Here is a 24,421-nt window from a genome sequence, read left to right on the forward strand (position 1 = left end):
TCGAACTATATCTAAGAAAACAAAAAGGTCTGCTTTTATGAAAGCAGACCTTTTGTATATGCTAATGGTATTTATATTATCTTATATCGCTATTATAGCACGCATTGTTTTGAATTATAAGACTATTTATTCTGTTGTACATAATATACCATAATATGGAATGCGAAGGGAGGGGAAGGCAATGATTTTTGATCAGCTTTTATATGAGAGGCCTAACATCGTAAAATTTGAAGAAGTGGTATTTGAACTATTAGGAAAGTTTGACTCTGTAAACTCATTCGAAGAGCAATTTAAGCTAATAGATAAGATTAATTCGCTTAGAAATCATGTTTTAACAATGATGACTATTGCGGAGATAAGAGCACAATTAGATACCTCAGATAAGAATTATCAAGAAGAGCAAAAGTTTATCAATAAAAATTGGCCGGTATATGAAAAAGTTGTAGCGAGTTATTATGAACGCTTAATAAGGTCCACATTTAAAGAACAAATTAAGCAAAAGTATGGAAAACAATTACTGAATCTTGCTGAAATTAATGTAAATACTATTGGTTCATCAGTTATTGATAAATTAAAAAGAGAGAACAATCTTATAAGTGAATATACAAGATTGATGGCAAATGCCAAGATTGAATTTAAAGGAGAAGAGAGAAATCTATCTCAATTAGATAAATTTGTTTCATCTCCAGATAGAATGCTTAGAAAGCAGGCTATTGAAAAAAAATATGAACTATTGGAGCAATACGAAAATAGAATTGATGAACTTTTTGATTCTTTAATTCAAGTAAGAACGCAAATAGCAAAAGAGCTCGGTTACAATTCTTTTGTGGAACTTGGATATGCTAGACTTTCTAGGGTTGACTATGGTCAACAAGAGGTGGCTGATTTTAGAAAAATGATTTTGAAATATATGGTTCCTATATCCGAGAAATTAAGGGAAAAGCAACGGATTCGGATTGGGATTGGGATTGAGAACTTAACCTACTATGATGAAGAAGTGAGGTTTAAAACCGGAGAGGCTATCCTTAAAGGAGATTCTAATTGGATGATAGAAAAATTTAAAACTATTTTCCAACAATTATCTAATCAACCTGGTGAGATTTTCAAGTTAATGCATGAGAATAAATATATGGATTTAACCATTAAAGAAAATAAAGCAAGAGGTGCTTATACTACTTATTTATGTAATGAAAAGATACCATATATCTTTGCAAACTTTAATGGATCAAGAAAGGATGTAAAGGTACTGGCACATGAATTTGGTCATGCATTCCAAATGGCTATTTTTAACCAAAATAACAACATACCAGAATTTATACTTCCCACTAAGGAAGCTTGTGAGATTAGCTCAATTACAATGGAATTTCTTATTTGGCCTTACATGGAAGAAATATTTGGGGATGACGCAATGAATTATAGATATTCACACTTAGAAGATGCTATCTTTGCAATGCCTTATAGGGCTAGTATTGATGAGTTTCAACATTTTATCTATACAAATCCTAACTTATCATCAGTGGAGCGAAAGAAAAAATGGATTGAAATTGAACAAAAATATATGCCATATAAAACTACCTACAATCACTCTTACTTAAAAAAAGGGAACTTTTGGCACCAACAAACTCATTTATTTAAATTTCCATTTTACTATATCGACTATGCAATGGCTCAAATTTGTGCCTTGCAGATTTGGTCAATCGCACAAAAAGATATTTATACTGCTTGGAATGTATATATGGACATATGCAAACAGGGGGGACGTTTATCTTTCCTAGACTTACTTGATCATTCAGGAATCGCCTCACCATTTAAAGAAGAAGCATTTGAAAATATGATAAATTCCATTGATACATGGTTTAGTAAGAATGATTAATTACGACAAAATGCCATTAAAGAATCCCTATATAAAATAATTATAATATCTGATAAAAGTAACAAGTAACTTCTTAGTTAAACGAACGGGGCAGATTAGTTGAAGATAATATCTATATATAACTAATAGCATTTTGTTAATTTTTACATTTTGCTTCCTTATACAAAGATAGTACAATTTCAGTAAGGCTTATATAAACAAGAAGAGTAAGCAATTTTATAAACTTGTGGTGAGAAAATGTATAAAATTAGACATATTAATGTTCCCGTGGAAGGCTCGGATCTATTCGTTACAGCTGAATTCGAAAAGAAAGTTACACTTTGGTCATGGGCTACCAAAAAGAAATTGTCAGAATTTGAAACTATTTTAGATTTTGGTGGGCAAAGAATGTTGTTAATCCCTTTTCCTAGTCCAATTGTAGTTACAGCGGCGTACTCTCGTAAAGGTGTTGCTGCTTACGATGCATTAACTGGAGAAAAATTGTGGCACCGCAAAGATCTTACAAAAGTACAAGATGTTGATAGATTAATAATAGAGGATGAAATAGTTATCGGTTTAGGACGTAGCCAAGGTCCTTATACGATAGTAAATATAAGAGATGGTTCTACTAAGGAACAAATAAGAGGTGTTAGAAGGATCTTTACAGACAACGAGGTTTAAAAAGGTTTGTTGTAAAAGATTCTCAAGATCAACTTATTGATGTTACCAATAATAAAGTTCTATTTAAGGATAAAATCAATCCTAAAAGCGTTGAATTCCTAGATGAACATTTTGTAGTTAACACATATGAAAAAATTGCTTGCTACGACTTTGAGGGTCAAATTGTATGGCAATATAACTGTCCTGAAGGGCATATTTTTCATAATTTAAGTAGGGATGTCAAAGAAGATGAGTGGCTATTTATTCTCTGGAATTGCCAAACTGGGGGACCAAAATCTATTTGTAGAATAAACGATTCTGGAATATTAGTAAGTAATAAAATTCTGGGTAATGTATTTCTATATGAATTCATAAAGCAAGGTGAATTTGTGATCACCTCTGATGGTGAGGTAAGAAATACGGATACACTTAGTGTTGAATGGAAGTTCTGTAATAAACTAATACAAAATAGTTAGTAATATCATTTATATTGCCAATAGGATGAGAATAGTTTTGGTCTAATTTCGTTAGTGCAAAATGTGAAATGTAACACTTAAAATAACGAGTGGTTTAGTTAAATATTCGATTTACGAAATATCAAACATAAAAACAGAGTTGATTCTACACATTTTGTAGATTGACTCTGTTTTTATGTTTTAACAGCAACAATAATTGATTTATTCTATCCCTTGATTCTTTGCATTTCGGAAGTTTTTCTAATAAATTTCATCACCATAGAGAATTTCTGCAACTTGGAACAGAGAATGCAATGACTGTTAGGATAACCCTTGGTATTTGAATAATATATCTCCATCTATAACAAAATTTGACGCTGTTTCAAAAAAGATATATTATACGAGTAAGACAATTGACTTAAATGAAAGGGGTGAGTAAATATGAAAAAATTGCCTGAAGCAGAATTTGAGATTATGAGGATAGTTTGGGAAAGTAATCCTCCAATTACTACAGGTATAATAATGAGAGAAATAGGAAATGAGAAAGGTTGGAAGATCCAAACCGTAGTATCCCTTATGCAAAGATTAACTGAACGTGGATTTCTTCGCAGTGAGAAAAAAGGTAAGGAGAGATTTTATTACCCTATAGTAGAAAAAGATGCCTATCTAAGTTTTGAAACAGAGCATTTTATGAAGCTCTACCATAAAAATTCCTTTATGAATTTAGTGGGGACACTCTATAAATCCGATACTATTTCTAATGAAGATTTAGCTTCATTAATTAAATGGGTGGAAGAAAAGAGGGATTAATATGCACAGTATCATGGTAGGTTTATTCTTTAAATCAGTAGTTATGTCCTTTATTGGACTACTCTTTATAGCTGTAACGCCTTCCCTTTTAAAACGGTACAGTGCTAGATGGCTTTATTATGGCTGGTTCGCTATCCTTGCAGGTTTTATTTTACCATTTTCAATCAATAATATATCGACCCCAGTTTTCAATCTATCAGAATCGGTGCAAGTACCATCTAAAGAACCTGTTCCAACTAACAGTAGTCAGATAACGCTTGTGTCCTCATCTGTAGATACAGTGACAGCACTTTCTGTTTGGCAGATGGTGATGATAATTTGGATTTTAGGAATCGTTGTATTTTTGGCAGTTCATCTTGTAAGACATTATCGTTTTATGTACATGGTGAAAAGATGGGGGCAAACGATAACTGAACCGAAAACCCTTCATTTACTTGAAAAAGTTAAAAGTGAAATGAATATCACTAAGGAAATCGCATTGAAAGAATGTAGCTTTATCCATTCCCCCATGTTAGTGGGATTTACTAAAAATACTATCTGGCTACCTAATAATGCTTATCGAGAAGAAGAACTAAACATGATATTGAAGCATGAGTTAGTTCATTTAAAACGAAAGGATTTATGGTATAAAGCTTTTGTATTGCTGATTAGTAGTATTCATTGGTTCAATCCATTGTTCTATCTATTCGCTAAAGAACTGGACAACCTTTGTGAACACGCTTGTGATGAAGAAGTAGTAAAAAATACTGACATCCAACTTAGAAAAACGTATAGTCAGACGATACTACATGCTGAGAAATTAAAAAGAGGAGAAGGTGTTTTATCTACAAATTTTCTAGGGAGTACACAAATTCTAAAAAAGAGAATACTCTCCATTATGGATATGAGTAAGAAGAAATCCGGAATCGTTGTGATGGCACTATTAATTTTACTTTCAACAGGTGGAATGGCTGTCAGTTCAGCATTTGCTATTTCCAGTAAGCCGTTGAACTATTTAGACGAAACATTTATGAAAGAATCCATTTTAAATGGTGCATCAAGAGGCAACTTTGCATCAGACAAATTTATTATTTACCCAAAGAATATGGGGGATAGAAAAATTGTGCCACCTGAGCCTACTATAAACAAAGAGCTCTATCGTGATGTGTTTTCAGCGGGTGTCATTGGAACTGAAGCAAGATACCGATACCCGATTGAAATTGTGCATAAACAGAATGGACAAAAATATACAACGGTAATTCATATTGAATATGATTATGAGCTACTAGCACCTGTTGAATATGATGAGCTCAATACCCTTATCGAAGCCTATTTGTTGCCTTTTAATGAGTTAAAGTCTATACCATATGCAGATTTCATCACACCAAATTACCTAGAAAATAGATTGAAAGACTATATGCGAGATATTGATACACAGAATACAGACGCACGAGTGGAATTCACATTTCGTTTTGGTGGCTGGGTAACGAACAATGATCATCTGCCTTTCTCAAGTCAGAATCCTATAGGTACTACACCACGATATATGAAGTCTACACCATAGAAATCGTGTTGTATAGCTGAGTGATGTAGGCTTCTCCCTAATATTATTAAGAAACTTAGCATCTCTCGAACTATCACATATTAAGGGATGTGATACCACCTTCGAATCTAAGTAGAAATAGTTAAAAGGTTGTGTTCACCTTGTTCAACTCCCTTGAAAGAACTTAATCATCTTTTATCTTCTATGGTGAAGTGCTAATTTTTGCGCTACATGGGTGGCTAACGGGGTGCTGTAGTTAAATATTCGATTTACGAAATATCAAACATAAAAACAGAGTTGATTCTACACATTTTGTAGATTGACTCTGTTTTTATGTTTTAACAGCAACAATCATTTAAAAGCCTTTTTTAATATTTCTATGAAGTAGTTTTGGATACAGAATTATAATGAAAAATGAAATTTGTTACAATTGATTAAATTGTTGAAAATAAATCGAACGAAATTGGCAGCTCGACTGTCTAATAAGTAGAAGGGAGTGAATGTGATGGATGAACAAGCATTGGTGAAGCGTGCGATAGCTGGGGATGAAGATGCTTTTTTACATCTAATAAAACAATATGAACAGACGATGTACCGTATGGCATTCGCCTACTTAAAAAATGAGCATGATGCCATTGAAGCGGTACAAGAAGCTACATATCGAAGCTTAAAAAAGATACATACCGTAAAAGAACCAGGTTATTTTAGTACGTGGCTTGTCCGAATTTTACTCAATATTTGCCATGATATGCGTGAAAGAAGCAGACGTCTTGATTTCCAGGAAGACATAGAAATCAGCGATAACGCTCCCAATCACGAGCGCTTTGAAATGACAGATATTATTACAAAGCTACCAAAAGAGCAGCAAGAGCTTATTTTTCTAAAATATTTTCAAGATTATAAAAATCGAGATATTGCTATGTTACAAAATATTCCAGAAGGAACTGTGAAGTCAAGGTTACATGCGGCATTGAAAAGACTTAAACTATATTTTACGGAGAAGGGAGAGCTATAGATGAAACAGGTAGAAAAGCATGACTATGATATTTTTGTCAAAGAACTAGCGAAAATTGACATACCACATGAGCAATTAGAAGAGTCGCGTAGGAACAGTGTCATACGCTTCCAAAAAGAAAAGCGTAATCGACAACGTACATGGAAAAGCATTGTTGTTACTTGTGCATTATTGTTACTTTTTGTAACGTCTATTCGTGTATCTCCAGCTTTTGCTAGTGCCATCGCAAAAATCCCAGGCTTTGCTCCATTAGTTGAGATGATTACGTATGATAAAGGGGTCAAAGATATACTCCATAATAACTATTATGAGGATCTAGGACTGTCACAAACGAAAAATGGTTTATCATTTACACTTCAAGGAGTTATTGCTGATGAAACAGGTATGATTTTGCCTTATACATTTTCAGCGCCGTTCGATGTTCATGATTTAGAGACTAAGAAAATGGAGCTCCGTCTAAATGGTGAGGTATTACCCGCTGGAATAAGTTATAGCTGGTATAGAGAAAAAGAAACATCTTTAATTGAAGATAAATTTGAGTTTTCATTTGAAAATCCTATAAATTATGACAATGCTAATTTTGAATTATATATCCAATTTGCAGATGAAAAACAAACAGAGTTTACGATTCCATTCTCACTTAAAAAGCCAATAGCGAAAACGAAGTCCTATGAATTGAATGAAAAAATGAGCTTTGAAGGACAGCAAATCACCATCAAGTCTGTCTCTATTTCACCGCTCCGTACAGGTGTTACAATCGCTCTCGATCCACATAATGATCAGCGAATTTTAGGATTTGATGATATTCGTCTATTGGATGAAAAAGGGGAGGAATGGACGACAATCAATAATGGCTTAACAGCTACAGGTAATCTAATAGATGGCGAAGAAACATTCTTTATGCAAAGTAATTATTTTAGGGAGCCTAAAAAGTTAACATTATCCATTGGAAAAGTAAAAGCATTGCCAAAAGGTCAGGATTTTATCGAGGTAGATTTTAATCAAAAGAAAGTGCTTTCCAAACCACCTCTCTCTGGCTTAAAAGTTCAAGTTAATAAGCACATGGTAACAATAAATGTTCCAACTTCTTATGAAAATAAAAATATCAGTTTACTTGGTACAGCAATAGATGCAAATGGTGAAACAGTTTATAGTAATTCAGGAAGTTATCATAGACCTGATGATTATGTAATTGAACAAACAGAAACATATGATATAAAGGGAGTTGCCAATCCAGTCCGCATCTATTTCTCACATTATGAAAATTTTTTAGATGGAACTCAAACGGTTGATATTCCATTGAAATAGTCAAACAAAAAAGAATCTGCTCATACAGATTCTTTTTGTTTACATTAAATTTTAAGCTTCAGCATCTGGTGTAAATGAACGTGTCGCTAATTCAGCGTCAAGCATAAAGATTGCGTTAGAATCATTTTCTATGCGTTCAATTTTACGGATTAACGTGTCGAATGTTGATTCTTCTTCCACTTGCTCGTCAATGAACCATTTTAAGAAAGCCATTGTTGCATGCTCGCGTTCGTCTAAAGCGATATCCGATAAATTATAAATACGGCGAGTCACTTCTTTCTCGTGTGAAAGGGCAGTTTTGAAGGCATGTAAAATAGACTCGAAATGATTATCTGGGCTATCGAAGCCTTGGATTGTTGCACGGTAGCCCATATCACTTAGGAAATTATAAAATTTCATCGCATGGAAGCGCTCTTCTTCAGCCTGTACTAAAAAGAAGTTGGCAAAACCATCGTAATCTTGATCTGTGCAATATGCCGCCATCGCCATATAAGCATGCGCAGAGTAAAATTCAAAATTCATTTGTTCGTTTAGTGCTGTGTGTAGTTTTTCAGATAACATAAAAGTTTTCCTCCCTTTGCAGTAAATACCTGCTGCTATTCTTATAGTATACAGCGAAAAAAGGCAATGTTGCAAAACTTAATTGATGTTTATTCTCAATTAGGGAATTTAATCAAATATTTTTTTTATGCGCCAAATTACTTCTAAAAGATTGATAAATAAATTAATGAAATCTAAATAAAGATTTAAAGCCATCCCAACGACCTCAGCATCTGAAACGTGATTATGTCGGATTTGGTTAAAGTCATAAACAGTATAGAGACTAAAAAGTAGTACAGTAATTCCTGCAATAATTAATCCGACCATATTGCTAACCGGTATAAACATAGAGATTAATGAAAATACAATAACGACGATTAATACGGTGAATAAATAGCTTCCCCAATTGGAAATGTCTTTATTCATCATCATACCAATCAGTGCTAACACAATAAAAATAGCTACAGTCGCTACGAAAACAAGTAAAACAAGCTGTTGTCCTAGCTCCGCAATGTAAAATTGTGTTGTCCAAAATAGTAAAATTCCCATTAAAAAGGGGATTGTATACATAATGGAATTAGCAAGCTTCAGGTTTCGTACAAAGATGACAATGATCAGAAGTACAAGCGCAATAATGGATATTGGCATGACAATTGCAGGAGGTAATAATGTTGCTATGTACATTCCGACAACTGTTAATACCCACATAAAAGCAAAGTGTTTTAAGATTTTATTTAAGTTTTGATTTTTAGCATACGCCATATAGAAAAGTCCTTTCTTTTGTAAAATAACTTTTATATAGTAACATACGAATCAACATTGAAAAAGATTCAATCATAAAAAATATGTATTATTATCATAATGTGGTGCTCACTGGGTACCAAGTATCCTGGTTTGGTGAGACAAACAATACCCGGCCTTCGCTAGGACCGGGTAATATTTTTGGGCATTATTTTACATTTTTTCTTTGGTTTTTCACACCAACTAAATAACCACCAAGGGCAATTGCAACTAAGACAATCCAGAAAATGGCCTTCCAAAGTGTTGAGTGTGGAAATTCATGTGGAATTATACCTAGTTTTTCGTGTGCTAATGTTAGAACAGCCAGCTTTACACCAACCCAACCAACGATTAAGAAGGCAGCTGTTTCAAGTGATGGAAATTGATCGAGTATTTTCACGAACCAACGAGCAGCAAAACGCATCATAATAACACCGATAATACCACCTAAAAACATCACGGCGAATTGCCCGGCATTAATGCCGCCAACATCGAAATTTCCGATATGAGGTAGTGTAACTGCAATGGCGACAGCAGCTAATATTGAATCTATGGCAAAGGCAATGTCAGCAAACTCAACCTTCAGTACGGTCATCCAGAAACCAGATTGTTTTTTATTCTCATGAATTTCCTCGGGATTTTGTTTGGCTTTTCGGGAATCATAAATATGCTTCGTCGACATAAATAATAAATAGGCAGCACCTAGAGCTTGAATTTGCCAAAAGTTAACGAGCGTTGTAATAAGAAATAGTGCCGCAAAGCGAAAAACAAATGCTCCCACTAAACCATATAGCAGTGCTTTTTGCTGTTGATTTTTTGGTAAATGCTTAACCATAACGGCCATAACAACGGCATTGTCTGCAGCTAATAAACCTTCCAGTACAATTAATACGATGAGGACCCATGCGTATTCTAGTAAAATTGCCTCCAAGTGTATTTCCTCCTTTATACTTTGAACAGAAATGAATAAACTGCCTTTAACGTATTCTTTGCTTTTTTAGGCAAAATAAAAAGACCCATGCCTAAAAAATAGGCAAAGGTCTTGCTAAGCTGATTAATTGGTTGTTGCACAGAATATCTGTACGCCAAGATATGCCTTCACACCCGATGGTAATAACCATGTAATGACGAATGTGAAATCAGATGCTTTGTTCACATCTGCTAGCTACTCCCCTTTGACATAATTGTCAAAAGCTATTCAATTCTTTATACATGAATTATAGCATGCTGATCACCAATTGCAAATCAAAATGTAAAGCTATGTTAAAAGTTCGGAAAGTTGTTGCTAGGAAAAGCTATTCTACAGTATTCTATTTAAATGATTTTTTGAGGATTGGATAAAAATAAGCATTCAGTATATAAATAACTATAAAGACAATAGCGCAGGATATTTCAAAGGGGATATATATAAACAAAAAGAGGAAGTTATTTGATACATTATCTCATCACCATAACATGTGGTTGATTTCCGTTCCGACTGGGCAATGGGGGTGTCCGGTTCTGAGCCGTTTCACTCGCTGCAAAGTTTCCGGGCTAGTGCGATATTGATCACTCAGTCGTGTGTTGTTGTTGCTGTCGCTGCGCTTTCGCACAAATCAATTGCCACAGGACGTGGCGCTCTTTAGACTGAGTTCCTCTATAATCGGTAGGTGTTTGAATAACCACTGAAAAGGAACTACATCCACATTCATCTTACCACCTTTGGGAGTTTTCTACTGAATGAAGATAATTGGAAAATGTTTTAACAAATATATTCCGCAATTTTTGGTGATGAGTCGATAAATTAAAATATCCTCTTAAATAGTTATGTACATTTAAGGGGATATTTTTAGTTTAATCATTAAATGTTCCCGTAAATGTTTTACGGCCAGAATTTACTTGGTTAACGTCTATTTCTAATTTACTAATAGAACTGGGCGTTAATGGGATCTTTCCATCCTTCTCTAGTCTTTTCCATACTTTCACATTTTTTCGGTATAGATGTTCAGAAAGACGATAAATATCAATATCTTTCGCTAATGCTTCTTTATACGTTGTTCTAATTTCTTTCTTCACTTCTTTTATAATCTTTTTTCTTATTTCATCTTCTGAAACATTAGTTTTTAACCCATTTAAAGTTGCATTTAATTTTACAACTACTTCAAATGTAACTTGATTATTTTTAACAAGTGGTTCAATATCTACCTTTATTTTTTCCAATGTTACCGTTAAAAAATCTGTTTCGTCATCTAACTTAAAGGTTATTTCACCTCTGTGCGTTCTATTATGCATCCATTGCATGCCTCTTGCAGCATCATTCTTAATTAAGCCTTTAAACCCACTTTTTGAAAGAACCCCGACCCCTATAAAGGTAGTATCCTGTCCTTGTTGCTCTGCCGTTTCCCAGTTTTTATTGATCGTTACATAAGGGATACCAATTTCGTGATTTGGTTCATTTAAGCCAATAACTAAATTACGGAAATTAACAGGCTCAACGAATGTTTCTTGATCATCTGTATCTAAAGGCGTACTAAGCTTTGATGATATAAGAGATTTATTCAAAATCGGCGTTAAAAGAAGGATGTCTTTTATAGAATCTTGAGTACAATAGGTCCATATTTGATACCTCGTTTCCCTATACCGCAACACAGTGTCTATAATGGAGAGGGCATTTTTATCTTTCAGTGCTTCCTCGGAGAAAATTATAAATGTCATATGCCCCCAAAACACTTTTTGGTCAATGGATCGAAATAATTTAAAAAGTGCTTCTTCCAACGTTTTTCCCTTCGCTTGTCCAACCTCTGCAGGTACTGTTTGAGGATTAGGATATTCGGATTTTGCAACATTGGTGAAGTTAATTAATTGCAAATATATTTCATACTGACCATCTTTATAATCAATACCAAGTCCATCTACATAATACATTCTTTGAGCTTCATTAATATCCCAACATCCTGAAAGAAGTAGTGAAGTAGCTAAGCCTGAAAGTAAAATGAATTTTTTCTTCATTGCTTCTTCCTGCTTGAGGTACGCGTGTTATCCTGGGGTGCAAGTGCTTTATTGCGCTCAGTGTAGCCCTTTGGTGATAAGCGGAAGATCGATTTTTTAATTGTTGCCCAGTTTAAATCTGTGGCAAGATTCATGTAAGAGTAACCATAAATCCGGATATTACATAAGTAAAGAAGTGTAAAGTATAGTGAGATGAAAAATCCAAATAAACCTAAAAATGCACTAGCAATAATGAACGTAATACGCAATATACTGATGGTTGTGACAAGGGATTGATTGACAAGGGTAAATGATGCAATTGTAGAAATCGCGATAACTACAATCATTTCTGGACTTGTCACACCTGCGCGAATGGCTGCATCACCAATAATTAAACCTCCAACAACGCTTATCGTACCTCCAATAACAGAAGGCAGACGTAAGCCAGCTTCTCGAAACAATTCAAACATTAGTAGCATTATTAGCATTTCGAGAGAGGAGGGGAGAGGTAGACCTGTTTTTGCCTGGACGACTGTTGCTAAAAGTTGGAATGGCAATTGATTTTGGTGATAAGTCGTCAGAGAGAGCCAAAAGGCAGGTAACAGCAAACCAATTAATATGCCAGTAATCCTTAAAAGCCGTTCTATAGAACTGAAAACGATGGGATATTCATTATCTTCAGCGGATTTTAATAATAAAAATAAATTTACAGGTGTGATGACGGCATATGCTACACCATCGACAAAAATGAGAAAACGACCTCTTACTAGAGCCTGAATAGCATAATCAGGTCGTCCGGTATAATCAAATTTTGGGAAAAGCTTCGAGTTTTTGTTAATTCGCTCCATCAGGATATCCCCACTAAAGACAATATCAGTATCTACAGCGGCCAGTTGCTTTTTAATTCCGTGTAAAATATCCATATCGACAATATCGTCAAAATAAAGAATTGCCACTGTTGTTTTCGAACGTTTACCAAGCTCTACTTTTTCTACACAAAATGAATTCGTAGGTAAACGTTTTCGCAATAGCGCAATGTTGACGCGGATGTCTTCAATAAAGTTATCCCTTGGCCCCTTAACGATAACCTCCATCCTCGTTTCTTCGGGATTTCGATTGGGCTTTTTAGCAATGTTACTAGCGTATAAAAGTTCTTCCTCTTCAAAATAAAGCAGTAGAAACCCAGTATATACAAAGGTAATGGCTTCTTCTTTATCTTTGATTTTTTGAAGAGTTGGGACATGAAGTTGTTGTGTAATATTTTCTTCAAAGGTTGTATCAGCTAAATTGTCATAAAGAAATTGAATACGCCGAATAATGACTTCGTTTAGCAGTTGCTGGTCTATCATCGCATCACAGGTAATGAATTGCACCTTTTTTTGATTAAATGTATATTCCTGAAATTGAATATCTGCTGATTTTTGAAATAGTTTTTTTAAAGTGTTTAGGTCTATCGCCTTCTCCTGCTGAGGCATTATGATTCACCACTTTCCATTTCTTGTTTTTTAGGTTTATCCTTTTTAGAAGACTTACCTGAAAAGAAAGCTACTAGTACGAAAAATATGGACAAAAGGAAAAAGAAAATAAAAGTAATTGATAATATATAGTTCCCTTTCACCTTCAAAAATATGTTTTCATTTAAAATAATTAGCGGTAGACAAAGTAGAAAGAAGGGGGGAGCAATCATTTTCCATATTTGCTTCGGATCCCCAGTCATCTTCAATAAATCTGCTATAATATATAAGATGAAGCTAACTCGTATAAATGTTCCTGTAAGCCATTGGTAAATAGAGAAAAAGTCAAGATGCTCAATATAGCGACCAATCGATACTAATCCCCATTCCTCGTAGGCAGGATATCTTTGTTTTGCAGCTTCGGTTGGACCAAATTCAGCAACTGCGGCCACTAGTGGTCCTAAAGTAAGCCCCATTAAAATGATAAGCATGATGCCAAAATGATACCAACGAATGCGCTCTTTAAATTGGTGCTGTAAAAATATAAGCATTAATAATTCAATAAATCCTGATGCCGGGTAAATCATCCCTTTTATAACAGGTTGGAATCCGTGCTCAAAAAATGGACGTAATAACTCGTAATCTTTAACCTGTATATTTGTAAATGCTACGAAAAAACCAAAGACTATTACACCGAATAATACAAAGACATTTAAAATAACAATGGTTTGTAAGCTTGTTGTAACGAGTAAAAGACAAAGAATCGTATAAATGAGTAATAATACAATGACCGGTGTTTCAGGTAAAAACGTAGTGTTTACCCATTGCAATGTTTCGACCATCGTAAAAGCAGCTAGAATGAGTAAAAAAATAACTATAATATAGATGACAATTGTAGAGCCCATTTTCCCGATTTCCCCATCTAACCAGTCTCTAATAGGTTCCTGATTCGTCTTTTTTTGTATATAAACTAAAAGAAATAGCCAGAAGAATATAATAAATGCGGCCATTAAAACAGATGCCCAACCATCTCTCCCTACAACGCCGAGTAGTGGGGGTATAATTGTCACGTGATTTTTTAAGCCGATAACAGTCATAGATAAGAAGACAACATGTAAAATACTAATTGATCCTACACCTTTCATATAAAAACCCTCTAACGTTAATTGATACACTTTAGCTTAGACAAAAAGTGAGGGGATTATAAGTATGACAAACTACTCTGAATAGAGATTTTTAACTTCTTTCAGCGGTTGATAGCGACAGCTACAATTATGCCGAGGCATAATTGATATCGTTCATGAAAAAATATTTTATAGAAAAAAACGAGGTAATTGACGGTTCAAATACCTCGTTTTTTAAAATTATATTTTAAAGGGCAGTAAGTCTCCCCCATAAAGAAGTGAGGTGAGAGACTTACTGCCCGTAAAAGCCCGATTGGTGAAGATTAATAATCCGTGGATATAGAAACCCCCACGGATTTAGGTTTCACTTTATTGCAAATGATTAATGAATATAATTAGAGCTTACAAGATCTTTTTTAAGGACATCGGTTGGGATTTCGAATTCTACAACGCCCATATAGCCAGGTGCCACTTCATATTTATCGAAGGAAATCACAAGTTTCCCTTTATCAGAAATATAAAATTGCTGGTCTGCTTTAATAGCTGTAAAGTTGTCCGTAACTTCTTCATCTGGAAGCCCTGCACCTTTTACCCAGTATACTTTATCTGAGTCAGATGCAGCTTGTTTACGCATCTGTTCAATAATGTTTTCGCTGATCGATTTAATATAACGATCGTCTTTAAATAGCATTGGTAGTGTAATTAAAATTTCATTTTGTTTATCAATTGTATCGTAGTGCATCGTTGTAGAAGATGATGCAACTGTATTGACAGTATAGCGACCAATCGACAAGATTTGGTCATTATCTGTTTTTACGTCGTAGCCACTATCTACACCTAGATGGCCGCCACCGTTAGCCTTTAAATCACCAACTTCGGCAATAAAGTCATTATAAAGAGCTTTGCCTTCTGAACGGTATTTCTCATTTAAAGCATTAGCAAGATCTTTATTTTCTAAGTTTTCGATAGAAGGTACCTTAATGTCTGCATCATACGTTTCTTCTTTTACTTCATATTCAGTCCAAGTTAAGACTTTTACGACACTACCAACAACAGGAATATCTGAAAGTGTTCGTGCCATTGCCGGACTGACATTTAAACCAGCTGTAAAAAGCATTGCAGCTGCCGCAGATCCAAGTAACCATTGTGGTGCTCGTTTTTTTCTTTTCTTTTTACCTTGTTTTAAAGCGTTTTCAACCACAAAATCAAGCTCCTTTGGGATAGATACCTCATTATATTGTTTTTCTAATTCTTTTAATTTTTCATCCATGTGCTGTTTCTCCCTTCACATCTTCTAACTGTATTTTCAATAGTTTTAACGCTTTATAAAGACGTGATTTAGCAGTACTCAGCTTAATGTTAAGGATATTTGCAACATCAGCGAGTTTTAAATCTTCAAAATAATGTAAAATAACAACTTCACGATACATTACGGGTAAGTCATCTAACGCATGTTCTAAATCAACGTTTTCGTAGACATCCTCTTGTGCAGGTGTTAAAAATTGCAATGTATCATCGTCTGTCACTTGTAAGCGTTTATGCTTACGTAAAAAATCTATAGATGTACGTACGACGATTTTGTAAAACCAGCTTTTCATATACTCGACATTTTCTAATCGATCTAGAGAAAGCATTGCTTTTTGAATACTGTCTTGTACAACATCAAGTGCGTCCTGTTCATTTTTCGTATAGCTATACGCGAGCAAATAAAAACGCTCTTTCTGTTCACGAATTAACTGGACAAACACCTCTTCATGTTGAAATGCATTTCTTGTTTTCATGTCCAAAGAAGCTCCTTTATAACATTTTCAAATTGTATACAACTACTAGACGTGTGAAAGGGGAAAAAAAGTTTATCGCATAAAAAACTTATCTTATTTTTGTTAACTTCAAAGATAAGTCATTGGTACTTGGTAATTTACCCCGCATAACTGTCAGTAAAAAATCGATTTGTAATAATCATCAGTGCGGATTAAGAAATCCTCCACTGGTAAAGTTGCACTATGCTGTACATTTTACTGTGGTGAAAAATCATAGCAAATTATAATCCTTTTACAATTGCTTAGAAAGGGGAAAGAGTAAATTGGTCACAATTACAAATAAAATTGGCTGGGGGAGGAAGAGCATCTGAGTAGCTGGAATTGCAATCGAAGAAAATATCCTAAAAATATGATTGAAATGAGAAAGTGTCTCTGGAATTTTTTCTACATGAACCATCTCGTACATATAGTAGAGTGAAAATACAAGCAATTACTCCTTTAGCTGCTTTTTGGCAGGATTTCTTTTATGTATGTTGATTGTATATCTTTCTTTAAGTTTTGCTCTTGGCCCTGGAATAGGTGGAATTTTTTCTCAGAAAGGAACATTAGGTATGAAAAAGTCAAAAGACGCTAAAGATTTAAAAGATAGTTTAATACCATTGGGAATCATTTTTGGTAGTGCTTTCGGTGAGATTTTTGGCATGTACTTCAAACCAAACTTTTTAGTATTTACAATTAGCTTGGGGGCTGGAATAGGTTATTTATTTGGAGTTATTGCTTATGGAATTTATAGTAAGAAAGAATAATTATAGACAGAGAAGTATGAGTAACTGAACTTTAATAGAAGCATGCTGTATTTTTAACATGCTTCTATTTGGTTGATAAATTGATAACTTCTTATACAATTTCATTAATGAAAAATGCCACAGCTAGTTTGATCTTCATTATAACTGCATGGAAAAATTGATAGATATAAGGAATCAATCATGAAAAATAGTCATATGTATTTTTCAAAAGTAATAGAATTGTCACAACGATAAATAAATTACGCACGTACCCGCTACCACGTTTAATGGCAAATTTAGAACCAACAATAGCTCCAGCAATTTGCGCAAGTCCCATTGGTAAACCATAGGCATAATTTATTTGCCCTAAGTATATAAACATAAGAAGGGCGGCGATATTACTTCCGAAATTTAAAAACTTGGCATTTCCCGCAGATTTTAAAAAGTCAAAGCCAACAATTAAAAAGGCAAACAGTAGAAACGAGCCTGTCCCTGGCCCTAAAAAGCCATCATAAAAGCCGATTAAGGTAATGATCACCACGAAAAATGCGTAGCGTTTAGGTGTCAATTTTTTATAGGTAGAAATGCTACCCCAGTCTTTTTTGAAAATAGTATAAATTGCCACAGCTGCTAGCATGACAAGCATAAGTGGCTTTAATACGCTGGGATCCATAAGATGGACAATCCATGCACCAATCATGGAACCTATAAAAACAAAAGGGAACAATTTATAAACGGCTTTAATATCCAATTTTCCGGAGCGATAAAATGTAATGGTGCTCGTTAATGACCCCATGGTGCCCGCTAACTTATTGGTAGCCACGGCTGCAGATGGTGGAAGACCAACAAACATAAGAGCTGGTAATGAAATTAGTCCGCCTCCTCCTACAACAGAATCAATAAATGCAGCTAGAAAGCCCAAAATAATAAGAATGAGTAAAATGTTTACATCTAAATCAAAAGGCACGGTGGTCATCTCTTTTCTATAATAATATTCTGATAGTAGCGAAATGAATCGTGACTGTAAATAGCTCAAATAGTATTTCTCTATTAATTTTGAGAATTAAATATTTTTAAATATTTTAAAATTCTACAAAAATCAAAAATATTCTACTTTGTGTATATATTTTAATGTATTATGTAGGTGATGATGTTTTTTGCGTAAAGGGGACGTGATAGCATTTGAGTTTAGGGAATCATGTAAGAGTATTTATTTGTGTTGTGTTTATGGGGCTACTTGTCGGATATATATATAATGCCAAAAAAGATATAACTGATAATGAATATATCGATACTGTAAAAGAAGGGTATTTGGGGGGTTTTTCAGAAGTATCTGTGCGTAATGCATTTAATTATGCATTTTTCGAACCATATTGGCGATATTATCAGGCAAAAACAGGCGAGCATGTTGTCGAATTATCAGGTGATATTACATTTGAAGATGAAAAAGGACATGCCATTTTACAGTTCGTAGTGGATGAAAAAACAAAGCAATTTTCTATTTATGCAATGAAATTTAATGATGTCGTATTGAGTCCCAAACAAAACCGGTTGCTTATTGGCATGGTTTATGACACATGGCATGCAAATCGGCTTGCCTATGAGTAAGGTCTTTTGCTTTGTAAAAAGAACTTCCTATATTACAGTAAGGAGGAATGCTTAGACAGAGAGGGTGTTTTCAATGAGATTAAGTATTTTAGATCAAATGCCTATACCAAAAGATCATACTGCTGAGGAGGCTTTTCAGCGTACAGAACAAATAGCGCTCTTAGGTGAAGAACTTGGCTATCATCGTATGTGGTTAGCGGAGCACCATAATAGCCATTCACTGGCAAGTTCAGCTCCCGAGGTTACAGCTGCTTTCCTAGCAGCGAAAACAAAACGTCTTCGTATCGGTACTGGAGGCGTGATGATGATGCACTATTCTCCATATAAGCTGGCAGAGGTTTTTAAAACATTAAGTGGCTTAGCGCCGAACCGTATTGATTTTGGCGTCGGCAGAGCCCCTGGTGGTGACCATGCCTCTATTTATGCACTAGCAGAGGGAAGAAGACAACGTTTTACAGAGCAATACGATAAGCTCGAAATAACTTTAAAACTGATGAATAATCAAAAAACAGGCGAAGATGTCTATGATCAAGTGATAGCGGCCCCAGCTAATATCCAATTACCTGAGGCTTGGTTACTTGGGTCTAGTGGTCAAAGTGCTATGCAGGCAGGAAGATTAGGTGTGGGCTATTCATATGCGCAATTTTTCACTGGCAACATGTCAAAGGATATATTTGATACGTATAGAGATTACTTTATACCTTCCTATTACATGGAGAAGCCACAAATTATCGTTACTTATGCGGCGACAGTTGCAGATACACTAGAGGAAGCGGAATATTTGGCAAAGCCGATTGATATTACACGCCTCCATCTCATGAAGGGACAAATCATTCAAGCGATGTCGCCTGAGGAAGCAAAAGATTTTCCACTTACGGAGTTGGATAAAATGACAATCGCTAATAATCGAAAAGCCAATCTTGTCGGAACTCCTAAGGAAATTGCTAAATTTTTAGTAGCAGAGCAAGAGCATTATGGATTTGACGAGGTAATGCTAAACTGCAATCAATACGCACTAGAAAGTCGCATGAATACTTATAAGCTAATTGCAAAGGAATTAATATGAATCACACAGTGTTAGTGGCATTAAGTAAAACCTACTAAACAACAAGAGAAGCTCCTAATTTGCTAGCGAAAAAACTATATGAATCTTGTAAAAGGCAGTACTGCAAATAATCAAGAAAAATCGAGTTGAATTCATGTGGTAGTAAAAATATAAGAAGTTTTTATGAAAAATAACATAAAAGAAGCGATGTTTAGTTCGGAAACATCGCTTTTTTCATATAAACTTATTTGCCTTCGAAGACTTTGTGTAGGTCTTTAAAGAAATTCATGATTTTATAAATAACAAAATACGTTTTGATGTTATAAAGAGGTTTAGTAGTGCGTCCATGCTATAATGTTAGTAATAAAAAAGAGGTGATCTCTGATGAATCGAAAAGCAATACGAAGAATTCCGTTAGAAAAGTTTTTTGATTTAAAGGTTGATTTTGCCTTCAAGCAATTGTTCGGTAATAAAAAGAATAAAAAAATTACTATTGTCTTTTTGAATGCGATTTTAAAACTTACCGGACGAGATACTATTAAAGAAGTAACGTTCATTCAGCAAGAATTGGGCGGTGAATTTCAGAATGATAAACAATCTCGGCTCGATATTCTTGTGAAAACACAAAATGGTGACTTTATCAATGTGGAAATTCAACTATCCAATCAGCAAGATATGACAAAAAGAACGCTATATTATTGGGCAAAAATGTATGAGTCACAACTAGTTAGAGGTATGGGCTATAGTGAATTACGTCCAACCATTACGATTAATATATGCAATTTTACAATGTTTAAAGACAACAAAAATTATCATAGTACTTATCATCTGTATGAAGACAGAACATTATCAAGGCTAATGCCAGAAGAAGATGTGCTGGAAATTCACTTTATAGAAATGAACAAGTTTATTGCTCTTTGGCATGAAGAAAAATTGGATGCTCTTGATGACATATTAATTCGATGGTTGTTATTACTTGGTATGGTCGATGGTCGCAAAAAGAAAGTATATGCAGAGATTTATCGTGAATTGGAGGGGTTAGCGATGAAGGATGAAAACTTACGTGCAGCATTTGATACATGGGAAGAAATTAGCCAATCCCCTGAAACAATTCTTGCTTACCAGTCACGCTTAAAGTATATCCTAGATGAAGAAGCCCGCTACATTGATGGAATCAATAAGGGAAGAGAACAAGGATTAGAACAAGGTCGTAAACAAGAACGAATAGAGTTAGTGAAAAAATTACTTAAACGTCATGAACCGATTGAAGAAATAATGGATTTAATAGGCTTATCGAGAGAAGAAATTGAAAGAATAAAAAGTTTAAATTCACCTCAAGAATAAGCACAGAAAACCATTAAAAGGAAATTAGTAAGTTTAAATGACTCTTTTCAATGGTATGCTTTAATTATATAAGGATATGAAAAATCACACATATAAAGGATCACTTTTTCTTATAGTTGTTGGCAAGGGAAAGCTATCGACATCAGGACTTAACAGAACATATATTGTTAAAGCAAAAATATCATAAATCCTATAAAAAATGTCCAATGCAAATGTATGCATTGGACATTTTTTCTTTTTACACTCTAGCAGAGCCACTAACAAACTTCGTATCTTTATAATACATATTTTGAACAAGAACGTTAGGACCTAAGCATTTTACTGCGGGACAGTGACAGTTTAGTGATTTCGCCAAATCTGTTGCCATCCATTTATCGAAAATCGCTGGTAATTCGTCGTTTACAATATTGCCTAGCGCAGGTGTGTCGCCAAAGTCTGTTACAATGACATCACCTGTAAAGATATTGACATTTAAGCGAGAGCGACCATCTGGGTCATTACGCATCGTCACGTTTTTTTCTTCTCTTAGTCGTTTTAGAAGCTTTTGATCTTCTTCATTCATGCTGCATGGATAGAAAGGTAACGTACCAAATAGCATCCAAGTGTTTTCATCTCGAACATCGAGTAGATGATGAATCGCCTCACGAGTTTCCTCAAGTGATAAAGATGTAAGGGCACTAGCAAAATCTGAAGGGTACATCGGATGTACCTCGTGGCGTGCGCATTTCATTTCGTTGATGATTTGGTTATGGATATGCTCTAAGTACGGTAGAGTTTTCTTGTTTAACATTGTTTCCGCCGATACCATTACGCCATGTTCTGCTAGCATTTTTGAGTTATCAATCATGCGTTGGAACAAAGCTGCACGTTGTTCATAAGTCGGTTTTCGCTCCATCATGGCAAAGCCTGTTTCAACGAATTCATCGATAGTACCCCAGTTATGTGAAATATGTAGTACATCTAAATATGGTGCAATCAGTAAATAACGTTCGGGTTCCAATGTTAAGTTGGAGTTGATTTGTGTTCGCACGCCACGTTCATGCGCATATTTCAATAAAGGCAATACATAGTTTTGAACGGATTTCTTAGACATCATCGGTTCTCCACCAGTGATTGAGATTGTTTTAAGGTGTGGAATTTCATCGAGACGCTTTATGATTAGCTCAATTGGTAAAGCATCTGGATCTTTAGTTTGTAAAGTATATCCAACTGCGCAGTGTGAACAGCGCATATTACAAAGAGTCGTTGTTGTGAATTCAATATTAGATAGGGTCATATGCCCATGTTGTTCAACATCTAAATACGCTTCCCATGGATCAAAGGCAGGCGTAATTTTTTGTAGAGTCGTCATAATTCGTACATCTTCCTTTCTAGCATTCTATTGTCTCATATTCGCTGTTATTTTCAAATACGAAATTATCGAAAGGGCTATTTTTAGGCAAGATGATCATTTTTGTTACTCAATGAAGGAAATATTTTTAATAACTTACCTTCATCTAAGATTTCCTAAAATTCTGTAAAATAGAGTGATAGATAGATTTGCTGTTATTTTTCTCAAAAAACGATATGATAGAAGGAGTGAAATGGTAATACAGCACCAAAGAAAGTAGGAAATGACATGACTAAGTATGAAACATTATTGTTTGACGTGGATGACACATTATTAGATTTTGACTTAGCTGAAAATGCAGCACTTGACCGTTTATTTAAGCAGGAAAATATTGCAGTAACTCCAACGATGATTGCTCGTTATAAAGAGATTAATGAATCTATGTGGCGTGCTTTTGAACGTGGTGAGGTGTCTAAAGAAGCACTACATAACACTCGATTTTCAATTGCTTTAAAGGAATTCGGCGTAGAAGTAGATGGAGAGTATTTTGAGGCAATTTTTCAAAAATATTTGAAAGAGGCACATCATTATGTAGACGGTGCCTACGAAGTAATTGAACAGCTTGCAGATAACTATGAGTTATATGTCGTTTCAAATGGTAAAACAATTACCCAAAATAAACGACTAGAGGATGCAAATTTAGCACAATTTTTCAAAGGCATTTTTGTCTCGGAGCAAACAGGTTATCAAAAGCCAATGCCAGCTTTTTTCGATTATGTTTTTGAACGTATCGATCATATAAATAAAGATAAAACCTTGATTATTGGTGATTCCTTAACATCTGATGTTAAAGGTGGACTACAAGCTGGAATTGATACATGCTGGTTTAATATACGTGATATAGAAAATACAAGCGATATTCAACCACAATATGAAATTAAAAAGCTTCATGATTTACACTTGTTGTTAGATAACAAAGTGGCGATATTTTAGGTAAATATTTATACTACGCTTCAACTGTTCGTAAGCTCGATCAATTGAAGTGTAGTTTTTTGGATAGAACAATTCTCTGAAAACACTATATTCTTGATAGTTAAATCCAATGTGATTGTAGATGAAAAGAAGGGAGAAATAAGATGAAGGGGAAAATTTCAAAGGGTGTATTGGTTGGATTGTTAGGCGTATCATTGGCCATTCCAATGCAGGCATATGCCTATCAAGAGCCAACCAGTTATGTACATATGAAAACGCCAAATATGACGGTGTACTCTGCATATGGTGCTACAATTAATGCATCAGAAAAAGGAGATATTTTTAGTATTAAAGCAAATATTGTCAATAACCGTCAGCCATTAGAAGTGGAAATTTTTAAGAATGGTCAGGATGGGGTCTTAAAACAAGTTGCTAAAAAAGGAGAATTGGAGCCGGTTGCTTATCGAGATTTAAATGACCGAGTCATTGCCACTATTCATAATAATGCAGAATTGAAATTTGATAATTCACCGCCTAATTATTTTCGTGATATAGGGAGATCATCGTATAGTTCGTATATTACTACTTTATCGAATAGGGGTATAGTTCAAGGCAAAACAGCTGATAATTTTGGTGTTAATGATTCGTTAACACGTGCTCAAGTTAGTGCATTATTAACTCGTGCATTCAGCTTTCAACAAGTACAAACAAAACAATTTAAAGACATTGATGTCAAAAAATCTTGGTATGGAGGTTATGTTGGTGCCTTGCATTCGTTAGGAATCATAAACGGAAAAACGCCAACTATATTTGATCCAAATGGAAAAATCACACGCCAGCAGGCAATTTTAATGCTTGGTCGAACATTAGAAGCTGTTGATTTTGTCCAAGAAGAAGAGTATGTGATTTTACCGTATCAGGATGGCTACTATCTTCATGAGGAAGCATTGCGTCACACTGAGACTTTGTATGCAATCGGTGCTCTAGATATCAATACAAATCTATTACCAAATCAATTTATTACCCGTGGAGAGTTTGCAAAAATGTTAGCAGTGACTTTACTCGCAGCTGGAAGATTGTAATTATTTAC

General features: G+C 34.7%; 22 protein-coding genes. 12 read left to right on the forward strand and 10 right to left on the reverse strand.

Features of this window, described 5'->3' with window-relative positions; translation table 11 throughout:
• Positions 1 to 181 precede the first annotated feature (181 nt).
• From ACQKOG_RS03495 to ACQKOG_RS03520, 6 genes are all read left to right on the forward strand, one after another.
• Entirely contained in the window at positions 182 to 1,873 is a 1,692-nt protein-coding gene (locus ACQKOG_RS03495) for a M3 family oligoendopeptidase (protein WP_427445052.1), read from the forward strand.
• Positions 1,874 to 2,110: 237 nt separating this feature from the next.
• A complete protein-coding gene (locus ACQKOG_RS03500; protein ID WP_427445055.1) occupies positions 2,111 to 2,533 on the forward strand; it encodes a hypothetical protein in 423 nt (140 codons plus the stop codon).
• 875 nt (positions 2,534 to 3,408) lie between these two features.
• Positions 3,409 to 3,777 (forward strand): BlaI/MecI/CopY family transcriptional regulator, encoded by a 369-nt coding sequence (locus tag ACQKOG_RS03505; RefSeq protein ID WP_370080404.1) that lies wholly within the window; start codon positions 3,409 to 3,411, stop codon positions 3,775 to 3,777.
• A gap of 1 nt (position 3,778) precedes the next feature.
• Positions 3,779 to 5,320, forward strand: a complete 1,542-nt coding sequence (locus ACQKOG_RS03510; protein ID WP_370080402.1) for a M56 family metallopeptidase — start codon at positions 3,779 to 3,781, stop codon at positions 5,318 to 5,320.
• A gap of 484 nt (positions 5,321 to 5,804) precedes the next feature.
• Positions 5,805 to 6,314, forward strand: coding sequence for a sigma-70 family RNA polymerase sigma factor (locus ACQKOG_RS03515; RefSeq protein ID WP_370080400.1), 510 nt, complete (start codon positions 5,805 to 5,807; stop codon positions 6,312 to 6,314).
• Positions 6,315 to 7,622, forward strand: a complete 1,308-nt coding sequence (locus tag ACQKOG_RS03520; protein ID WP_427445060.1) for a DUF4179 domain-containing protein — start codon at positions 6,315 to 6,317, stop codon at positions 7,620 to 7,622. It abuts the gene before it with no gap.
• A 51-nt stretch (positions 7,623 to 7,673) separates the two neighbouring features.
• Here ACQKOG_RS03520 and ACQKOG_RS03525 read toward each other — a convergent pair whose 3' ends face one another.
• The 8 genes from ACQKOG_RS03525 to ACQKOG_RS03560 all read right to left on the reverse strand — a co-directional run bounded on the left by ACQKOG_RS03525 (position 7,674) and on the right by ACQKOG_RS03560 (position 16,268).
• Positions 7,674 to 8,183, reverse strand: coding sequence for a ferritin (locus ACQKOG_RS03525; RefSeq protein WP_370044429.1), 510 nt, complete (start codon positions 8,181 to 8,183; stop codon positions 7,674 to 7,676).
• A gap of 108 nt (positions 8,184 to 8,291) precedes the next feature.
• A complete protein-coding gene (locus ACQKOG_RS03530) occupies positions 8,292 to 8,924 on the reverse strand; it encodes a Bax inhibitor-1/YccA family protein (RefSeq protein WP_370080396.1) in 633 nt (210 codons plus the stop codon).
• A 187-nt stretch (positions 8,925 to 9,111) separates the two neighbouring features.
• Positions 9,112 to 9,873 (reverse strand): TerC family protein, encoded by a 762-nt coding sequence (locus ACQKOG_RS03535; RefSeq protein ID WP_370080394.1) that lies wholly within the window; start codon positions 9,871 to 9,873, stop codon positions 9,112 to 9,114.
• Positions 9,874 to 10,775: 902 nt separating this feature from the next.
• On the reverse strand, positions 10,776 to 11,930 hold the full coding sequence (locus tag ACQKOG_RS03540; RefSeq protein WP_370080392.1) for a Ger(x)C family spore germination protein: 1,155 nt from the start codon (positions 11,928 to 11,930) through the stop codon (positions 10,776 to 10,778).
• The gene (locus ACQKOG_RS03545) at positions 11,927 to 13,384 is read right to left on the reverse strand and encodes a spore germination protein (RefSeq protein ID WP_370080390.1); all 1,458 of its coding nucleotides are present in this window, start codon (positions 13,382 to 13,384) and stop codon (positions 11,927 to 11,929) included. The genes ACQKOG_RS03540 and ACQKOG_RS03545 overlap by 4 nt, the downstream gene beginning before the upstream one ends.
• Positions 13,384 to 14,508 (reverse strand): endospore germination permease, encoded by a 1,125-nt coding sequence (locus tag ACQKOG_RS03550; protein ID WP_370080388.1) that lies wholly within the window; start codon positions 14,506 to 14,508, stop codon positions 13,384 to 13,386. Before ACQKOG_RS03550 ends, ACQKOG_RS03545 begins: the two co-directional genes overlap by 1 nt.
• Positions 14,509 to 14,869: 361 nt before the next feature.
• Entirely contained in the window at positions 14,870 to 15,757 is an 888-nt protein-coding gene (locus tag ACQKOG_RS03555; protein WP_370080386.1) for a DUF3298 and DUF4163 domain-containing protein, read from the reverse strand.
• Positions 15,750 to 16,268, reverse strand: coding sequence for a sigma-70 family RNA polymerase sigma factor (locus ACQKOG_RS03560; RefSeq protein ID WP_100543794.1), 519 nt, complete (start codon positions 16,266 to 16,268; stop codon positions 15,750 to 15,752). The genes ACQKOG_RS03555 and ACQKOG_RS03560 overlap by 8 nt, the downstream gene beginning before the upstream one ends.
• Before the next feature lie 509 nt (positions 16,269 to 16,777).
• On the opposite strand from ACQKOG_RS03560, the gene ACQKOG_RS03565 reads away from it, so the two are divergent.
• On the forward strand, positions 16,778 to 17,053 hold the full coding sequence (locus ACQKOG_RS03565; protein WP_370080384.1) for a hypothetical protein: 276 nt from the start codon (positions 16,778 to 16,780) through the stop codon (positions 17,051 to 17,053).
• Between the two features lie 178 nt (positions 17,054 to 17,231).
• On the opposite strand, the gene ACQKOG_RS03570 is transcribed toward ACQKOG_RS03565, so the two are convergent.
• Positions 17,232 to 17,999 carry a sulfite exporter TauE/SafE family protein gene (locus ACQKOG_RS03570; protein WP_370080382.1) on the reverse strand — a complete coding sequence of 256 codons (768 nt, stop codon included), beginning with the start codon at positions 17,997 to 17,999 and terminating at the stop codon, positions 17,232 to 17,234.
• A 215-nt stretch (positions 18,000 to 18,214) separates the two neighbouring features.
• Between ACQKOG_RS03570 and ACQKOG_RS03575 the strand changes: the two genes are divergently transcribed.
• The 3 genes from ACQKOG_RS03575 (at position 18,215) to ACQKOG_RS03585 (ending at position 21,029) form a co-directional block, all read left to right on the forward strand.
• On the forward strand, positions 18,215 to 18,640 hold the full coding sequence (locus ACQKOG_RS03575; protein WP_370080380.1) for a hypothetical protein: 426 nt from the start codon (positions 18,215 to 18,217) through the stop codon (positions 18,638 to 18,640).
• A gap of 73 nt (positions 18,641 to 18,713) precedes the next feature.
• On the forward strand, positions 18,714 to 19,706 hold the full coding sequence (locus ACQKOG_RS03580; RefSeq protein WP_370080378.1) for an LLM class flavin-dependent oxidoreductase: 993 nt from the start codon (positions 18,714 to 18,716) through the stop codon (positions 19,704 to 19,706).
• Positions 19,707 to 20,069: 363 nt separating this feature from the next.
• Positions 20,070 to 21,029 (forward strand): Rpn family recombination-promoting nuclease/putative transposase, encoded by a 960-nt coding sequence (locus ACQKOG_RS03585; RefSeq protein ID WP_370080376.1) that lies wholly within the window; start codon positions 20,070 to 20,072, stop codon positions 21,027 to 21,029.
• Between the two features lie 238 nt (positions 21,030 to 21,267).
• On the opposite strand, the gene yfkAB is transcribed toward ACQKOG_RS03585, so the two are convergent.
• The gene (yfkAB, locus tag ACQKOG_RS03590; RefSeq protein WP_370080374.1) at positions 21,268 to 22,380 is read right to left on the reverse strand and encodes a radical SAM/CxCxxxxC motif protein YfkAB; all 1,113 of its coding nucleotides are present in this window, start codon (positions 22,378 to 22,380) and stop codon (positions 21,268 to 21,270) included.
• Positions 22,381 to 22,647: 267 nt separating this feature from the next.
• Here yfkAB and ACQKOG_RS03595 point away from each other — a divergent pair, with 267 nt between their 5' ends.
• Positions 22,648 to 23,352 (forward strand): YjjG family noncanonical pyrimidine nucleotidase, encoded by a 705-nt coding sequence (locus ACQKOG_RS03595; protein ID WP_370080372.1) that lies wholly within the window; start codon positions 22,648 to 22,650, stop codon positions 23,350 to 23,352.
• Positions 23,353 to 23,495: 143 nt separating this feature from the next.
• Positions 23,496 to 24,413 (forward strand): S-layer homology domain-containing protein, encoded by a 918-nt coding sequence (locus ACQKOG_RS03600; RefSeq protein WP_370080370.1) that lies wholly within the window; start codon positions 23,496 to 23,498, stop codon positions 24,411 to 24,413.
• The last annotated feature ends 8 nt before the right edge of the window (positions 24,414 to 24,421 follow it).

This window comes from Lysinibacillus sp. NPDC093216 (assembly GCF_050280325.1).
In the GTDB taxonomy this organism is placed as follows: domain Bacteria; phylum Bacillota; class Bacilli; order Bacillales_A; family Planococcaceae; genus Lysinibacillus.

Coding starts and splice junctions, on each gene's coding strand:
- ACQKOG_RS03495 (WP_427445052.1), top strand. CDS start 182: ATGATTTTTGATCAGCTTTTATATGAGAGGCCTAACATCGTAAAATTT.
- ACQKOG_RS03500 (WP_427445055.1), top strand. CDS start 2,111: ATGTATAAAATTAGACATATTAATGTTCCCGTGGAAGGCTCGGATCTA.
- ACQKOG_RS03505 (WP_370080404.1), top strand. CDS start 3,409: ATGAAAAAATTGCCTGAAGCAGAATTTGAGATTATGAGGATAGTTTGG.
- ACQKOG_RS03510 (WP_370080402.1), top strand. CDS start 3,779: ATGCACAGTATCATGGTAGGTTTATTCTTTAAATCAGTAGTTATGTCC.
- ACQKOG_RS03515 (WP_370080400.1), top strand. CDS start 5,805: ATGGATGAACAAGCATTGGTGAAGCGTGCGATAGCTGGGGATGAAGAT.
- ACQKOG_RS03520 (WP_427445060.1), top strand. CDS start 6,315: ATGAAACAGGTAGAAAAGCATGACTATGATATTTTTGTCAAAGAACTA.
- ACQKOG_RS03525 (WP_370044429.1), bottom strand. CDS start 8,183: ATGTTATCTGAAAAACTACACACAGCACTAAACGAACAAATGAATTTT.
- ACQKOG_RS03530 (WP_370080396.1), bottom strand. CDS start 8,924: ATGGCGTATGCTAAAAATCAAAACTTAAATAAAATCTTAAAACACTTT.
- ACQKOG_RS03540 (WP_370080392.1), bottom strand. CDS start 11,930: ATGAAGAAAAAATTCATTTTACTTTCAGGCTTAGCTACTTCACTACTT.
- ACQKOG_RS03545 (WP_370080390.1), bottom strand. CDS start 13,384: ATGCCTCAGCAGGAGAAGGCGATAGACCTAAACACTTTAAAAAAACTA.
- ACQKOG_RS03550 (WP_370080388.1), bottom strand. CDS start 14,508: ATGAAAGGTGTAGGATCAATTAGTATTTTACATGTTGTCTTCTTATCT.
- ACQKOG_RS03555 (WP_370080386.1), bottom strand. CDS start 15,757: ATGGATGAAAAATTAAAAGAATTAGAAAAACAATATAATGAGGTATCT.
- ACQKOG_RS03560 (WP_100543794.1), bottom strand. CDS start 16,268: ATGAAAACAAGAAATGCATTTCAACATGAAGAGGTGTTTGTCCAGTTA.
- ACQKOG_RS03565 (WP_370080384.1), top strand. CDS start 16,778: ATGTTGATTGTATATCTTTCTTTAAGTTTTGCTCTTGGCCCTGGAATA.
- ACQKOG_RS03580 (WP_370080378.1), top strand. CDS start 18,714: ATGAGATTAAGTATTTTAGATCAAATGCCTATACCAAAAGATCATACT.
- ACQKOG_RS03585 (WP_370080376.1), top strand. CDS start 20,070: ATGAATCGAAAAGCAATACGAAGAATTCCGTTAGAAAAGTTTTTTGAT.
- yfkAB (WP_370080374.1), bottom strand. CDS start 22,380: ATGACGACTCTACAAAAAATTACGCCTGCCTTTGATCCATGGGAAGCG.
- ACQKOG_RS03595 (WP_370080372.1), top strand. CDS start 22,648: ATGACTAAGTATGAAACATTATTGTTTGACGTGGATGACACATTATTA.
- ACQKOG_RS03600 (WP_370080370.1), top strand. CDS start 23,496: ATGAAGGGGAAAATTTCAAAGGGTGTATTGGTTGGATTGTTAGGCGTA.